The organism is Micromonospora sp. NPDC049900, assembly GCF_044461025.1.
GTDB lineage: Bacteria > Actinomycetota > Actinomycetes > Mycobacteriales > Micromonosporaceae > Micromonospora.
Genome location: NZ_JBITKM010000016.1, coordinates 48,061 through 63,352, shown reverse-complemented (window position 1 = coordinate 63,352; position 15,292 = coordinate 48,061). Strand labels below are relative to the sequence as shown.

Here is a 15,292-nt window from a genome sequence, read left to right as displayed (position 1 = left end):
CGCACCCCTACCGCCGAAGGATCCCGCCATGTTCCGAACCTCGCCGCCGCGAACGCTGTCACGGCTGCTCGCCGTGCTGGCCGTGGTGCTCGTCGCCACGCCGATCGCGCCGGCCGGTGCGATGGCGGAGCCGACCACCCCGACCGTCACCTGGGCGGTGCAGCCGGCCGACCGCAACGGCCCGGACGGACGGCGGTGGATCGAGCACACCCTCGACCCCGGGCAGGTCATGACCGAACACCTGGCGGTCCGCAACTTCAGCGACTCCTCCGTGGTCTTCTCCCTCAAGGCAGCCGACGGCTACCTCACCGACAAGGGCCGCTTCAACATGCTGCCCTCGAACGAGACGTCGGTGGACGGCGGCACCTGGATCGAGGTGCAGGAGCAGGTCACCGTCGGCGCCAAGCAGACGAAGGTGGTGCCGTTCACCATCACCGTGCCGGAGAACGCCACCCCGGGCGACCACCCGGCGGGCATCGCGGCGACCGTCACCAGCACCGGCGGCACGGTCGCCGTGGAGAGCCGGGTCGGCTTCCGGGTGATGATGCGCGCCAGCGGCACGATCACCGCCAGCCTGGCGGTCGACGGGCTCACCGCCACCTACACGCCCTCGTGGAACCCGTTCTCCGGCGGCACGGTCCAGGTCAGCTACACCGCCACCAACAACGGCAACGTCGCGGTGACCGGCGGCGGCGAGGTGACCGTCCGCGAACTGTTCGGCCTGGCCGGGCGGCAGACCCCGACCGAGGTCGACGAGATCCTGCCGGGCGGCCAGAAGACGTTCGAGGCCCGCGTCGACGGGGTGTGGGGGTTGGGCCGGATGCGGACCACCGTCGACCTCACCCCCGCCGTGCTCGGCGGCGACGCGACCGGCGCGGTGATCCGTCCCGCCTCGACCAACGTCACCACGTGGAGCGTGCCCTGGGCGCAGCTCGTGCTCCTGCTCGCCGTCGTCGCGCTCGTGGTCGTCGTGGTCGTCGTCCGTCGGCGCCGTCGGCGGCGACTCGCGCAGATGCTCGCCACCGCCCGTGAAGAGGGCCGGGCCGAGGGCCGCAAGACCACCGTCGGCGGCTGACCGGACGCCCGGCGTACGCCTGCGGGGTGCCGGGTCAGCCGGTCGGCGGCGACTCCAGGTCGGTCGGCAGCAACACCCGGAAGACCGTGTCGCCGGGCGTGCTCGTCACCCGGATGTCGCCGTGGTGCTTGTTGACCACGATCCGGTACGAGATGTCCAGCCCCAGCCCGGTGCCCTCGCCGACCGGCTTAGTGGTGAAGAACGGCTCGAAGATGCGCGGCCGGATCTCCGCCGGGATACCCGGTCCGGTGTCCACGATGTCGACGGCCAACTGGTCGTTGACCAGGCCGGTGCGGACGGTCAGCGTGCCGCCGTCGGGCATCGCGCCGAGGGCGTTGTCGATCAGGTTGCTCCACACCTGGTTCAGCTCGGCCGCGTACGCCGGGATGGCCGGCAGGCTCCGGTCGTACTCCCGGACCACCCGTACCCCGGCCGGGACCTTCGCCTTGAACATCACCAGCGTGGCGTCGAGCAGTTCGTGCACGTCCACCACCTGGTACGGCGCCCGGTCGAGCTGGGAGTACTGCTTGGCGGCCCCGACCAGCGTGGAGATTCGGATGGCCGCGTCGGCGATCTCCGCCATCAGCAGCTCGGTCTCCACCGCGTAGGTCAGCCAGCGCACCGCCGCCTCGACGTCCTCCGGCCCGACCGCCACCCGGACCCGCTCCAGCCAGTCGACGTCCAGCCCGGCGCTGACCAGCGTCTCCGCCAACTGCCAGCCGGAGATGAAGCCCTGCTCGTCGAACCAGTCGGTCAGCGCGTCCTCGGCGTCGGTGGCGGCGAGGGCGGGAAGTGGCGTGGCTTTCGCCGCCCGTTCGGCCGCCTCCTCCTGGAGGGCGACGAGGGCGTGCAACCGTCGGCCGTCGATCCGGCCGTCGGCGATCAACGCCAGCTTGTGCCGCATCGCGGCGATCCGCTCGCGCAGGCTGGAGGTGGCGCGCACCGCCGCGCTCGCCGGATTGTTCAGCTCGTGGGTGAGCCCGGCCGACAGCGAGCCGAGGGCCAGCAGCCGCTCCCGCTCACCGATCAGCGTCTGGGTGTCCCGCATGCCGATGAACATGCCCTCCAACAGGTGCATCGCCATCGGGAACCAGGACCGCACCGCGTGCGCGAACTTCTCCGCCGGCAGCACGAAGAACTCCGCGTCGGTCAGCGCCCACATGCTGTTGCGATACAGCCGGGCGTCGCCCACGTACGCCTGGGTGGCACCGCCGTACGCGCCGCGCTGCGAGGTGCGGCTGATCTCCACCTCGTCACCGTGCACCATGCGGCAGAGGCGTACCGTGCCGTCGAGCAGGACGAAGAAGCACTCCGCCGGGTCGCTCTCCCCGTAGACCAGCTCACCTGCCGCCCGCCGCTCGACCCGCCCCTGACCGGCCAGGAACGCCAACTGCTCGGCGTCCAGCGACTCGAACAGGAACAGCGTCCGCAGTTCCTCGACTGTCAACCGCTGCGGCTCCGGGCCGTCGGTGGTCATTGCGCCTCCAGGTAACGGTGCACCAGGGATACCGCCATCGCGCCCTCGCCGACCGCCGAGGCCACCCGCTTCACCGACGCGGCGCGGACGTCACCGGCGGCGAAGACGCCCGGCAGGCTCGCCTCCAGGTGGTACGGGTCGCGCGGCAGCGACCAGCCGGGCGGCCGACGTCCGCCGGCGACCAGGTCCGGCCCGGTGACCACGAAGCCCCGCTGGTCGCGGACCACCGTGCCGTCCAGCCAGCCGGTACGCGGTTCCGCGCCGATGAACACGAACAGCCAGGAGGTGTCCACGTCCCGCTGCTCGCCGGTGCGGGTGTCGCGCAGCGTCAGTCGTTGCAGGTGTTCGTCTCCGGCGGCGGCGGCCACCTCGGTGTGCGGGTGCACGATCACCTGCTCGATGCGGCCGAGTTGCTCGATCAGGTACTGCGACATCGAGGCGGTCAGGTCGGCACCCCGGATCAGCAGGTGCACGCGCTGTGCGTACCGGGAGAAGTAGACCGCCGCCTGCCCTGCGGAGTTGGCCCCGCCGACGATGTAGACGTCCGCGCCGACGCAGCTCGGTGCCTCGCTGGCGGCCGAGCCGTAAAAGACTCCCCTCCCGGTGAAGTCGTCCAGGCCGGGTGCCGCCAGCATCCGGTACGACACGCCGGTGGCCAGCACCACCGAGTGGGCGGCCAGGCTCTGGCCGTCGCTGAACCGCAGCACCCGGGCCGAGCCGGCCTCGTCCAGGCCGACCACCTCGCGGGTGCTGAGCAGCTCGGCACCGAACTTGAGCGCCTGCCGACGGGCCCGGTCGGTGAGCTGCGCGCCGGAGACGCCGTCGGGGAAGCCGAGGTAGTTCTCGATCCGGCTGCTCTGTCCGGCCTGCCCACCGGTGGCCAGCCGCTCGACCAGCACCGTTCGCAGCCCCTCGGACGCGCCGTACACCGCCGCGCCCAGCCCGGCCGGGCCACCACCGACCACGATCAGGTCGTAGAAGTCCGCCGCCGGGGTGACGGTCAGGCCGATCAGCCCGGCCAGCTCCGCCTCCGCCGGAGCCACCAGCGTCTTGCCGTCGCCGGTGACCACCAGCGGGACGTCCGCCTCGGTCACCCCCGCCGCCGCGAGCAGCCGCGCCCCCTCCGGGTCGTCCACCAGCAGCCAGCGGTACGGCACCAGGTTGCGGGCGAGGAAGTCACGGATCGCGAAGGACTCGGCGGACCACCGGTGCCCGACCACGCGGATCTCGGTGGCCGCCGCGATCGGGCTGGCCGACCAGGCGTCCAGGAGCGAGTCGACCACCGGATAGAGCTTCTCCTCCGGCGGGTGCCAGGGCTTGAGCAGGTAGTGATCGAGGTCGACCAGGTTGATCGCGTCGATCGCCGCGCCGGTGTCCGCGTACGCGGTCAGCAGCACCCGGCGGGCCGCCGGGAACAGGTCCATCGCCGCTTCCAGGAACTCGATCCCGGTCATCTCCGGCATCCGGTAGTCGGCCAGCAGCAGGGCCACCTGCTCACCGCGCAGTTTGATCTCCCGTAGCGCCTCCAGCGCCTCCGGGCCGGCGTTGGCGCGCACCACCCGGTACCGGTCGCCGTAGCGACGCCGCAGGTCCCGGGAGACGGCCCGCGACACCGCCGGGTCGTCGTCGACGGAGAGAATCACCGGGTTCGCCATGGGCCAATGAAAGCACGGCGGTGTTCCACCTCGGTTGCCCGCGAAACGCCCGCTGACGGTGGACGATCTCGGACTACCCCGGCCTCGGTCGACGTCAGTCCTCTCGGTCGGGTACCCACGGCTCGCGCCGAGCCGTCAGGCGCGTAGTCCCCGGAGCAGGATCTCGACGTACCGGTCCCGGTCGGCGTCGCCGCTGACCGTGACCGCGTGCTGGAGGCCGCAGAACAGCGCCCGCAGGTCGTCAGCGGTGATCTCCGGGCGGATGGCACCGGCGGCGCGGGCGCGGTGCAGCAGTCGGTCCACCGCCGTGGTCAGCGCCCGGCCCAGTTCTCTCGTTTCTGGGCGGGCGGCCTCGGGCTCGGCCAGGACGGCGGCGAGCGCCGGGTCACCGAGCTGATGATCGAGTGCGACCCGGAGCAGCCGGGCCATCTCGGCGTCGACGTCCGGCCCGGCGGCGGCCTGTTCGGCCGCGTCGACGAGTTGGGTGAACCGGTCGGCGGCCAGCGCCTCCAGCAGGGCCAGTCGGCTGGGGAAGTGCCGATAGACGGTTCCGACGCCGACGCCGGCCGCCTTGGCGATCGCGTTCATCGGCAACTCCACGTCACCGGCGGCCAGCCGTTCCCGGGCTGCACGGAGCATCCGGGCACGCACCCGGGCCGAGTCGGCACGCAGGGGCTCGGCGTTCGTCGGCGAGTCGGTGGACACAGCACGAGGATAATCCATCCGCATCCGAGCGGATTACTTATCCGCTCCGTGCTACGGTCGACACCACGGCAGCGGATAGTTCATCCGCTGCGATCGACCGGAGGTGCCTCATGCCCGTTTCCTGGACGTTCGACGACATCCCCGACCAGCGCGGCCGGACGGCGGTCGTCACCGGGGCCAGCAGCGGTCTCGGCCTGGTCGCCGCCGGGCAGCTCGCCGCCCGAGGCGCGACCGTGATCATGGCCGTACGCGACCCCGCCAAGGCCGAGCAGGCCCGCGCCGGCATCGCCGGTGACCTGGTGGTACGCCGACTCGACCTGGCCGACCTCGACTCGGTCCGCGAGTTCGCCGCCGAGCTGCGCGCCGAGGGCCGACAGGTCGACCTGCTGCTCAACAACGCCGGGATCGGCAAGCCGGGACACGAGCGGTCCGCCCAGGGGTACGAGAGCGTGTTCGCCACCAACCACCTGGGCCACTTCGCCCTGACCGGCCTGCTGCTGGACCTCTTCCGGCCGGATCGGGACCCGAGGGTGGTCACCGTCGGCTCCGGCTTCTACCGACTGCTGCGCGGCGGACCCGACCTGGACGACCTGGACGACCTGGCCGGTGGACCGGACACCGGCCCGCCCGTGGCGTACATCCGGTCGAAGCAGGCCAACGCCCTGTTCGGCGTCGAACTCGACCGTCGACTGCGCCGTGCGGGGAGCCCGGTGCGGAGCCTCCTCGCCCACCCCGGCATGGCCCGCACCCCGATGAACCGCCGGTACGACAACGCCGGGGAATGGGCGGTGACCCGGATCGGCGGTCTGCTGCTGGCCCGCAGCTCCGAGAGCGGCACCGTCCCGCTCCTCTACGCCGCCACCGCGCCGACCGCCGAGACCGGCGTCTTCCACGGCCCGCCGCTGTTCCGGTGGGGCAACCGGGTGCACAGTCGCCCGGTCGTCGCCCCCGCCGACGACCGGGCCCTGGCCGCGCGGCTCTGGCAGGTCTCCGAGGAGGCGACCGGCGTGCGCTACCTGGAGGCACCGACCGTGGCCGCGCCGAACTGATCAGCCAGCCGCCTCCAGGGCGGCGCGGAACACCACCGTGACGCTGAACGTGGTGCCGTCGACCTGGTACGCGTAGCACCCCGGCCCACCGACCGTGGTGGTGGCGGGCAGGTCGTTCTCCGGACGGACCAGCAGGGCGTGGTGTCCGCCGTCGCGCGGCTCCCCGAGGTAGGCGAACTCCGCCCCGGCCGGGCCGGGTCCGTCGATCCGGGCCGCCCGCACCAGCACCGGCCCGGCATAACCGGAGCCGATCCAGCGGACCTTCTTCGCGTACGTGCCGTCCTGTTGCCGGTCCATGGCCCGCAACTCCAGTACGCCGTCCCGGAAATAGTCGGCGACCGGATAGAGCGGCCCGGGGCCGAGCACCCGACTGGCCTGGTCCGGGTGGGGCCAGGGTTGCGGCTCGGTGACCGGACAGGCGTCCCCGGGTGCCACGGTGGGCAGCCGCAGCGGCGGGGCGACGAACTCGGTCGGCGTCGCCGTGCCGCCGGACTGCCCCGAGGGGGAGCCCGACGGGTCCGGGGACGGCGCGCCGTCGCAGGCCACCACCGCCGAGAGAAGTGCGCCGACCAGTAACCAGCCCATTCTCACCACCACCGCATTATCGACCGAGTGCGATGGACGTGCAGCCCCGCTCAGCCGAGGCCGGCGATCAGCCGCTCCCCGTCGGGCCAGGGGCCGAACCCGGCTGCGCTGTCGAGGTGTCCGACCTCGCCCGCGTCGACCAGGTCCGCTCCCCAGTCGTCGGCGTACTCGGTGAACTGGGCGAAGGTGGTGTACGGGTCGGTCCGGCTGGCGACCAGGACGGTCGGGAACGGCAGCGGGGTGCGGGGCAGGGTCCAGGGCAGGTCCCCCGGCTCGTCCGGCTCGTACCCGTCGATGACCGGTGGGGTGACCAGCAGCGCGCCGACGACCGGACCGGTGTGCCCGGCCGCCCACACGACGGTGCTGACGCACCCGGCGCTGTGTGCGACGAGCACGGCCGGCTCGGTCGAGGTGTGCACGGCCTCGTGCAGCGCCGCCACCCGGTCCCGCAGGACGAGCGGCGGGCCGGGCGGCTCGGGTGCCCACCGGTAGTCCGGGTGCCGGTCGGCGAGCCAGTTCATCCAGTGCTCGGGGCGCGGTGTCCCCCGTCCGGGCACGAGCAGGTGTCGGGTCACCCGGCCGACGGTAACCGCACGCGCCCGCGGCGTCAGTCCCCTACCGGCCCGGAGGCAGGCTGCCCGGCTCGATGCTGCGCAGGTGGTGAGCGGAGACCGAGTCGAGCACCGCGTCCAGCGGGCGCGGCATCCGGTCCAGATCGAGCGCCTGCACCATGAGCCGGGCGTACGCCTCCTTGCGGCCGGACCGGGTGCCGACGAAGCGGTGCAGTTGGGCGGTCAACTCCCGTCCCTGCTGCGCGGGCTGTCGCTGGAACAGCCGGAAGGATCGCAGGTCCCCGACCGCGTCCAGGAACTCCTGCACCCCGTCGGTGCCGACGGCCCGGATCAATTCGTCCTCCAGGTCCCGTACGCAGACGTGGAACCCGAGTTCGGCGATCCGGGCGGTGGAGGCGGCGGTGGCGATCCCGGCCCGGTCGAGTCCGCGCTGGACGAAGCCCTCCTCGGCGACGTCGTAGAGCCCGGCCAGCCGTAGGCCGCGCCCCTGCGGGCCGAGTAGGACCAGGTGCTGCCCGATGTTGGTGATCCCGCCCATCGGCAGCACCCGTACGCCCTCGGCGGTCAGGTCCCGACCGCGACGTACGGCGAGCGCCTGCACCGCCGCCTGGTCGCTGGCCCCCTCGACCAGCAGTACGGCGCGGGCGTCACCCAGGGCGTCGATCGGGATCTGCACCCGCACCTCCTGACCCTCGGCACCATCATGCCGACCTGCTCCGGAACGGCCCAGCGAGTTATCGCCGGGACCGGTCGGGCTGCCCGGTGGCCACCCGTCGCCCGGTCAGGAGGCGAGTCGCCCGCTGGCCGGGGACGGCTCGGCGAGCCGGGTCGCCAGGTCGTCCAGCGAGAGCCCGAGCACCCGGGCCAGGGCGGCGACGGTGAAGTAGGCGGGCGAGGCGATCGCTCCGCGCTCGATCTTGCGCAGCGTGTCCAGCGAGATGCCGGCCTGGAGGGCGACGGCGGCGGCACTGCGACCGCCACGGGCCTGCTGGAGCAGGCGCCCCAACGCCAGGCCGCGCGCCCGCTCGTCCTCGGTCATCGGGGTACGCACCATGCGCCTATAGTAATCCTGGTATTAAAATACCAGCGCCGGGGTGCACCCCGCCCCGCCGGCACGAGCGACGAAGAGGTGGAGATGGTCGAGTTGAAGACGCCGGGCGAGATCGCCGTCATGCGCGAGGCCGGGCGGGTGGTGGCGACGGCGCTGGCTGCGGCCCAGGCGGCGGCCACGGTCGGGATGTCCCTGCGGGAGTTGGACGAGATCGCCGCCGCGGTGATCAGCGAGGCCGGCGCGAAGCCCTCGTTCCTGCACTACCACCCCCGGTCGGCCCCCAGCCCCTACCCGGCGGTCATCTGCACCTCGGTCAACGACGCGGTGGTGCACGGCATCCCCACGGCGTACCGGCTCGCCGACGGCGACGTGCTGACCGTCGACTGCGGCGCGTACATCGACGGGCTGCACGGCGACTCGGCGGTGACCTTCATCGTCGGCACCGCCGACCCGGCCGACCAGAGGCTCGTCGACGAGACCCGCCGCGCCCTGCATGCCGGCATCGCCGCCGCCACGCCCGGCGCCCGGATGGGCGACATCGCCCACGCCATCGGCACCGTCGGGCGGTCGCAGGGATTCGGCCTGATGGAGAACCACGGCGGCCACGGGATCGGTCGTGCCATGCACGAGGACCCGTTCGTGCCCAACGAGGGCAAGCCCGGCCGGGGGCTGCGGCTCAGGCCGGGGCTGGTCCTCGCCCTCGAACCGATGTTCCTCGCCGGTGGCGACGACAGGTACCGGGTGGACCCGGACGGCTGGACGCTGCGGTCCGCCGACGGCAGCCGGGCCGCGCACTGGGAGCACTCCATCGCGGTCACCGAGGACGGGCCGGTGATCCTCACCGCCCGCTGAGACCGGCACCCGCAGGCACGTCAGGCACTCGCCGCCTCCCCGGCGGCGAGGAACCTGGCCCGGTCCGCCTCGGTGTCGATGTCACCGCCGTCGGCCACGTCGGAGACCGGTACGACCCGGATCTGCTCGGCACGTTCGCGCAGGTAGGGACGGGCGCCCACGTCACCGACGGCCGAGGCGGCGACACCCGCCCAGTGCGCGCGGCCGAGCAGGACCGGGTGACCGCGCCCGGTGTGGTACCCCGCCATCGCGAGGACCTGCGGCGCGGCGAGACCGACGAGTCGGCGCACCGCCTCGGCGGTGATGCCCGGCATGTCGACCAGGAGCACCAGCGCGGCCACCGCCGGGGTCGGCGTCAGCACGGCGAGACCGGTACGCAGTGACGATCCCATCCCACCGGCCCACTCCGGATTGACCACCACCCTGGCCCCGGCCAGGTCGGCACGGGCGGCGACCAGTTCCGCGTCGGCACCGAGCACCACGGTCACCGAGTCGCAGCCACCGGCCCCCAGGGTGGCCACCGCGCGTTCCACCAACAGCCGACCATGCACCTCCACGAGCGCCTTGGGTCGTCCGTACCGGCGGCCCGCACCGGCCGCGAGCACCAGCCCGGCGACCGGGGCACCACGTGTCGGCTCCACCCGTGGACGCTAACACCGGGCGGCCGAAATCTCAGCGCCGCATTTCTCGTGGACCGATTTCGAATAGTCCCCGAGCACTCGCCGCAGCACGCGCGGCCACCACGAACCTCAAAGTTTCCTCAAACACGCAGGTCGTCGGCGGTGAACATTAACCGACGCCTTTAGTTTTGCCTCACCTGATCGGCAGGATCACTTAACACAACGCCTGCCAGCAGGTGATACGTGGCCGCAGAAGACAGCGAGAACGAGGTGGAAGCCGCTCGGAAACACCCGGAACGACGCACCGCACAGCCGAAGTCATACAGATGTAGGAGGTCTGATGCATCGTCGCCTTTTGGTGTCGACAACTGTCGCAACAATGTGTGCCGTAACCCTGTTCGCGCCGTCTTCGTCGGCAGAGAACGTGAACGCGAATTGTGGAAACCTGCCCGGCAACCGATCCGCCTCCGGGTGGACCGACTACGCACAGCTCGGCAAGCAGCTCGCCCAGATCGAGGCGACCAGCAACGGCCGGGTCGCGGTGGACGTCATCGGCACGTCCCACCGGGGCCGGGACATCTACACCGCCCGCGTCGGCACCGGTGACCGCGTACTGCTGATCACGAGCGAGATCCACGGCAACGAGAAGACCGGCACCGAGGCCCTGCTCCAGATGCTCAAGACCCTCGGGTCCAGCGGGAGCCCGCAGGCCAAGTTGATCCGGGACAACCTGACCATCGTCGCCGTTCCGAAGTTCAACCCCGACGGTGCGGAGCTGAACCGTCGGCAGAACGACTTCCCGTGGAACGAGGTGGTCGAGAAGTTCCCGCAACTGGCCGGCACCAACGCGCCGTACTACTACAGCAACGGCGCGCGCGGCTTCGACGTCAACCGGGACTTCAGCGCGGACCTGACCGCCGAGCCCTCGCCCGCGACGCGGCCGTCCAACGAGACGCTGCCCGGCATGTACCTGACCAACGAGTCCCGGGCACTACGTGACCTCTACGTCAACCTGCGCGACGAGTTCGGCAAGGTCCACGCCTACGTGGACCTGCACCACATGGGCCCGTGCAACGAGAACATCGGGACCGACCAGTACGTCACGGTGGCGCTGGACTTCCCGCCGCTCGGCTCGGAGGTCGACGGCAACCCGAGGTACGCCGACTGGCCCCTGCTCGACCAGGACGCCTCCCGTCGGCACACGCTGGCCGCCGCGCTCGGCATGATGCAGCACGCGGGCAACGGCTCCGGCACCGGTTCGCCGTTCTTCGGTGGGGTCAGCCAGTACGTCCACTACCAGGTCTCGGACGGCTACAGCTTCGACCGCGACTACGCCGGGCAGGCCCGGTCGGCGTTCGCGCTCAACGGCAGCGCGAGCGTCCTGTTCGAGGTACGCGGCCAGTCCCACGCCTGGGGCCAGAAGCAGAAGGGTCAACTGACCAAGGCCGTCGAGGCCGGCATCGTCGGCATCGCCGAGCGGATGGCGGACCGTTCGGTCGACAGCCTGAACGGCGACGACTTCTACGAGCTGCCGAAGTACTGGTAGGCCTCACCACAGATCGGTGGCCGGGCGCATCCGGTCACCGAGCGGGCCCCCTTCCCGGCCGGGAGGGGGGCCCGTCGTCGTCACGGCCGGAGCGTCAGCCGATCGCGTACGCCCGGATGATCGTCACGTCGGTGTAGCCGCCGATGGTGTCGGTGACCCGCGCCCGCAGCGAGACCGCGCCGGAGGTGGGGTTGCCCACCTGGGCGGTCCAGACGCCGTCGATCTTCTTGACCGACACCGAGCGCCAGGTCTTGCCGCCGTCGAAGGACGCTTTGGCGGTGACCGTCTTCACCTTCGGGTTCTTGCCCAGCTTGGCGTCCGGACCGGCCTTGGGCCGGCTCAGCTTCAACTGGACGTTCGTGCTGTCGCCGGCCTTGGCCCGGTTGTCCAGGTCAAGCCCGGTGGGCAGCATGGTGAGCGCGTAGACGGGTGCGGTCACCGAGGTGTTCGGCTTCGCCTTGAACCGGTACGTGACGCTGGTCTTCGGTGACAGCATCCCGGCCGGGAAGGTGATCTCCGGGTAGTAGCGGCTCGCGTCGTTGGTGAGCGTGTACCAACCACTCTTCTTGACCTTGTACTCAAGGCTGGTCATTTCCGACTCCCAGCCCCTGTCCTTCTTGGTCTTGACCGTCTTGCCACCGAACTTCAGCGTCGCCGTCGCCTTGTCGCCGCCCTCGACGCTGTCCCGGGGGAAGCCGGGGTCGGCGAACATGTCGTTCAGCACGTACGACAGCCAGCCGTAGTTGACCTGCGGCAGCCGGGTGGACGGTCCCCAGGCGGACCGGAAGAACCGCAGCGTGTACGACTCACCCGCGCTGACCGTACGCGGGACGAGGTAGCCGCCGACGACCGGCGTGGAGCCGTCCTTCGCGGACGTGTAGCTGTTCGCCCGGACGAGCCACTTGCCGGCCGAGAGGTGCACCTTCGTCCGGTACGGCTGGTCGGCGCCGAGTAGCGAGCCGTACATGTGGTTGCCGCAGGAGCGGTCGACCGGCTGCACCGCCAGGCCGCTGGAACTCGCCGCCGACGGGCCACGCCTGGCCTCCACGTTGACCGTGGCGAGTGACGACTTCGCGAAAGTCCGGGTGGGACTCTTCGGCACACCGGCGGTGGTGAACATGACCGCGTAGTGGGGTGCCGTGCCGGCCTGGTCGCTCCAGGCCCGCATCGCGGCGAAGCCCAACCGCGTCGACGAGTTGGGCACCACGAACAGACCGCCACCGGAGTCCCGGGCGTCGACGTAGTCGATCGTCGACCTGCCCCGGGTGCAGATCTGGGCGATGGTCTGGACCTCCAGCCCGGCTGCGTCGGGCGCGGAGCTGAGGCCGAGCGAGACCCGCTTGCCCTTGCGGGCGTCCACGGTGGTCTTGCTGGACCCGGAGACCTTGACCGTACGCGCACCGAGGGTCGAGGTGTCCCCGGTGCGGATCGAGGCGAGCACCGCGTAGGTGCCCTTCGGCAGTTTCTTGGCCTTGTTGGACTTGACCGAACGGCGCTCGTTGTTGGCGAGGTTGACCACGGTCGTGGTGACGGTGACCTTCTTGCCGTTGCGGTCCAGCGTGGTGACGGTCAGCGTGTTGGTCGCCGCGACCGCAGATGCGCCGGCACCGAGCAGCAGCGCCGGCACCAGTGCCGACGCGACGGCGGCCCGGGCCATGACGCGGGCGCGCGAGGACGATCCGGGGCCGGAGGCGGCCCCGATGAGAGTGGAGAACAATCCAGGAACTCCCGTGAGTGGAAGCCGACCCGCAGTACGACAACGGCGGGAGAGCTGATGCTAGATCACAATCGCCGCCCGTGCCGTCCCGCGTCCCCGGGACGACGTCCCGGACCTGCGGGACTGCCAACCCTGTCTCCCGGGTCGTCCGTCCACCCAGACTCCTCCCACGACGCCGATCGACGCGTGGACGACCCACGTACGCGGCGGAGAAACGAGGGTGAGATGCGAGTACGCAGAAGTGTGGCGGTGGTCAGCGCCGTACTGACCGGATGGGGCATGGCCCTGGTGATGGCACAGCCCGCCGCGGCAGCGCCCGAGTGTGATCGACCGATTCCGCCGCCGAAGTGCGACTTCATCCCGCCGGAGGACCCGCCGCCGCCCACCTACGCGCCCATCGTCGCCTTCGACGGCGCACGGCAGACCGGGTCGGAGCGGGCGGTGCACATCTGGGGCTGGACGGCGGACCGGGACGCTCCGTCCCGCGCGGTGATCAGGCCGTCGAGCTGACCGAAGAGTTCGAAGCTGACGACGCCGAAGCAGTGGATCCAGCCGACGGAGCCTCGGGCCAGCAGGGTCTCGGGCAGTCCGGGGAAGAGTCGCTCCCGCACGGCGGCGAGGTCGGCGTGGATCGGGCCGACTCCTGCCGAGGCTCAGGAGACCGGCAGCCTCTGCCGGGTCTCCGCCTCGTGGTCGGCGCGCCTGCGGGCCCGGACGCTCTCGGTCTTGAGTCGCAGGGCGGGACGTTCCACCAGGTGCCAGGAGGGTACGGCGAAGAGCATGGTGCCGAGCAGGCTCAGCACGATGTAGCCGAACATCCCGAACTCGGCACCACCCACCAGGGCGAGGACCTGCTGCACCGGGAAGCCGTAGATGTAGAGGCCGTAGGTGTAGTCGTGTCGCCGGCTGATTCGGGACAGTTGCTTCGGCAGCGCCACCGCGGCATACAGCACCAGGTAGCCGAAGGCCGGCAGGCCGACCGCGAAGAAGCCGCCCTTGAGCAGCGAGCCGGTCAGCACGACACCGGCCACCAGCGCCCACACGCCGTTGACCGGGATGCGGTGCGCGTACAGACGGGCGGCCGTGCCGAGCAGGAACAGGAAGCCGAGCATCAGCGTCCAGTCGGCGGCGAAGGCACCGAGCAGCGGGAACGGCCCGATCGCCCCGTGCTGCGGCGGCCGTGAGGTGATGGTCGGTCCGTTGAGGAAGTCCCACAGGATCAGCGCGTAGCAGACGAACGTCAAGAGCAGGACGGCACGCGGCGACCGGCGCAGCACCGCGGTCATCGTCAGCAGGGCCACCACGCCGTAGAAGGCCAGGTCGTACCGGAGGGTCCAGAGCGAACCGTCGAACGCACTCGGACCGCCGCCGAGCCGCCCGTACGGTGTGTCGGCCAGCAGGCCGGAGATCGGGAACTGTTCCATCGACGCGAGGACGTTCGTGGTGACGTAGTCGAACGGACCCTCCGGGTGTCCCCAGAAGCCGTTGAGGTTGCCGTTCTCGTAGAGGGCCACCAGCGGCGCGATGACGAAGGCCGTGACCAGCAGGCAGACCCACAGGCCGGGAAACACCCGCAGCAGGCGGGCGCGGATGTACTGCGGCAGGGACGAGCGCAGTGCGCTGTCGGTGATGAGGAACCCGGAGATCAGGAAGAAGCCGTAGAGGGACATCGTGCCGATGTCGCTCTGGCCTGCGAACAGACCCGTCCCGAGGTTTCCCACCCCGAATCCGATCGGCCCGGCATGGGCGATGATCACGCCGCACGCCATCGCCAGGCGCAGCGCGCCGAACGCGTTGTGCTGCGCCGAGTATCTGTCCTGCAGCGTCGGCGAACGCCCTTCGGTGAACCAGGCCTGCACGTGACGACTCCCTTACGGACCAATCCGGACGGAGGTCGAGTCGTCGTGCCGACCGCCGCATGTGACACATGCAGTATCAACACCTATGCGCCTTACATCCCGATTTTCACGAATTGCCCGTTTCATATCGGATGGAGGGGCCGACCGGCGGCGAGGGCGCACAACGGCCGCCAGCGGCGGCCGTGGCTCGCGCCACGACCGCCGCTGGGCAGATGTCCGAGCAGACCGTCGACCACCGTCCACAGTGCAACCGCCAGGCCGGTGAACCGACACAGGGCCTGGCCACCTCTGGGCGGAGCTCGAACGCGGGGTCACGACCTCGGCGACGCATACCCGGATGCTGTCCGGGATCGGCCGGCTCGTGTCGTGCTCCTCGGGTCCACGAGGAGACGGCGAGATCGGAGGTCGTCCTGTGGGCGCCGGCCGGGTGCCGACCGGGCTCAGGACCGCCCGCGACGTTCGACTTCTCGTACGTCGCCCAGCATCACACCGCCGATACGGACAAGTGGGCATAAACAACGCAATTAAC

15 protein-coding genes are annotated in these 15,292 nt (G+C 71.1%); 5 read left to right on the top strand and 10 right to left on the bottom strand.

The genetic code is table 11. The annotated features are described in order from the left end of the window. Positions 1–28 precede the first annotated feature (28 nt). Complete coding sequence (locus tag ACIBMZ_RS26040) at positions 29–1,075, top strand: WxL protein peptidoglycan domain-containing protein (protein WP_396698139.1); 1,047 nt, start codon at positions 29–31, stop codon at positions 1,073–1,075. Between the two features lie 34 nt (positions 1,076–1,109). Here ACIBMZ_RS26040 and ACIBMZ_RS26035 read toward each other — a convergent pair whose 3' ends face one another. The 3 genes from ACIBMZ_RS26035 to ACIBMZ_RS26025 form a co-directional block, all read right to left on the bottom strand. Further along, on the bottom strand, positions 1,110–2,552 hold the full coding sequence (locus tag ACIBMZ_RS26035; protein WP_396698137.1) for an ATP-binding protein: 1,443 nt from the start codon (positions 2,550–2,552) through the stop codon (positions 1,110–1,112). Beyond that, positions 2,549–4,207: an FAD-dependent oxidoreductase gene (locus tag ACIBMZ_RS26030; RefSeq protein ID WP_396698135.1), complete on the bottom strand. Its 1,659-nt coding sequence runs from the start codon at positions 4,205–4,207 to the stop codon at positions 2,549–2,551. Before ACIBMZ_RS26030 ends, ACIBMZ_RS26035 begins: the two co-directional genes overlap by 4 nt. A gap of 135 nt (positions 4,208–4,342) precedes the next feature. Next, complete coding sequence (locus ACIBMZ_RS26025) at positions 4,343–4,912, bottom strand: TetR/AcrR family transcriptional regulator (protein ID WP_396698133.1); 570 nt, start codon at positions 4,910–4,912, stop codon at positions 4,343–4,345. Between the two features lie 110 nt (positions 4,913–5,022). Here ACIBMZ_RS26025 and ACIBMZ_RS26020 point away from each other — a divergent pair, with 110 nt between their 5' ends. Further along, entirely contained in the window at positions 5,023–5,961 is a 939-nt protein-coding gene (locus ACIBMZ_RS26020) for an SDR family NAD(P)-dependent oxidoreductase (RefSeq protein ID WP_396698131.1), read from the top strand. Here the strand turns inward: ACIBMZ_RS26020 and ACIBMZ_RS26015 are convergent, their stop codons facing one another. The 4 genes from ACIBMZ_RS26015 to ACIBMZ_RS26000 form a co-directional block, all read right to left on the bottom strand. After that, a complete protein-coding gene (locus ACIBMZ_RS26015; RefSeq protein WP_396698128.1) occupies positions 5,962–6,546 on the bottom strand; it encodes a hypothetical protein in 585 nt (194 codons plus the stop codon). Between the two features lie 50 nt (positions 6,547–6,596). Then, complete coding sequence (locus ACIBMZ_RS26010; protein ID WP_396698126.1) at positions 6,597–7,121, bottom strand: RBBP9/YdeN family alpha/beta hydrolase; 525 nt, start codon at positions 7,119–7,121, stop codon at positions 6,597–6,599. A 40-nt stretch (positions 7,122–7,161) separates the two neighbouring features. Beyond that, positions 7,162–7,794 carry a TOPRIM nucleotidyl transferase/hydrolase domain-containing protein gene (locus ACIBMZ_RS26005; RefSeq protein ID WP_396698124.1) on the bottom strand — a complete coding sequence of 211 codons (633 nt, stop codon included), beginning with the start codon at positions 7,792–7,794 and terminating at the stop codon, positions 7,162–7,164. A 105-nt stretch (positions 7,795–7,899) separates the two neighbouring features. Then, positions 7,900–8,172 (bottom strand): helix-turn-helix domain-containing protein, encoded by a 273-nt coding sequence (locus ACIBMZ_RS26000; protein WP_396698122.1) that lies wholly within the window; start codon positions 8,170–8,172, stop codon positions 7,900–7,902. Positions 8,173–8,253: 81 nt separating this feature from the next. On the opposite strand from ACIBMZ_RS26000, the gene map reads away from it, so the two are divergent. After that, the gene (map, locus tag ACIBMZ_RS25995; protein ID WP_396698121.1) at positions 8,254–9,021 is read left to right on the top strand and encodes a type I methionyl aminopeptidase; all 768 of its coding nucleotides are present in this window, start codon (positions 8,254–8,256) and stop codon (positions 9,019–9,021) included. Between the two features lie 20 nt (positions 9,022–9,041). On the opposite strand, the gene ACIBMZ_RS25990 is transcribed toward map, so the two are convergent. Then, positions 9,042–9,662, bottom strand: coding sequence for an NTP transferase domain-containing protein (locus ACIBMZ_RS25990; protein WP_396698119.1), 621 nt, complete (start codon positions 9,660–9,662; stop codon positions 9,042–9,044). A 403-nt stretch (positions 9,663–10,065) separates the two neighbouring features. Here ACIBMZ_RS25990 and ACIBMZ_RS25985 point away from each other — a divergent pair, with 403 nt between their 5' ends. Then, a complete protein-coding gene (locus ACIBMZ_RS25985) occupies positions 10,066–11,187 on the top strand; it encodes a M14 family zinc carboxypeptidase (RefSeq protein ID WP_396698117.1) in 1,122 nt (373 codons plus the stop codon). A 94-nt stretch (positions 11,188–11,281) separates the two neighbouring features. On the opposite strand, the gene ACIBMZ_RS25980 is transcribed toward ACIBMZ_RS25985, so the two are convergent. Next, positions 11,282–12,904, bottom strand: a complete 1,623-nt coding sequence (locus tag ACIBMZ_RS25980) for a hypothetical protein (RefSeq protein ID WP_396698115.1) — start codon at positions 12,902–12,904, stop codon at positions 11,282–11,284. A gap of 225 nt (positions 12,905–13,129) precedes the next feature. Here ACIBMZ_RS25980 and ACIBMZ_RS25975 point away from each other — a divergent pair, with 225 nt between their 5' ends. Beyond that, positions 13,130–13,414: a hypothetical protein gene (locus ACIBMZ_RS25975; RefSeq protein WP_396698113.1), complete on the top strand. Its 285-nt coding sequence runs from the start codon at positions 13,130–13,132 to the stop codon at positions 13,412–13,414. Between the two features lie 143 nt (positions 13,415–13,557). Here the strand turns inward: ACIBMZ_RS25975 and ACIBMZ_RS25970 are convergent, their stop codons facing one another. Beyond that, positions 13,558–14,763: an acyltransferase family protein gene (locus ACIBMZ_RS25970; protein ID WP_396698111.1), complete on the bottom strand. Its 1,206-nt coding sequence runs from the start codon at positions 14,761–14,763 to the stop codon at positions 13,558–13,560. Positions 14,764–15,292 lie beyond the last annotated feature (529 nt).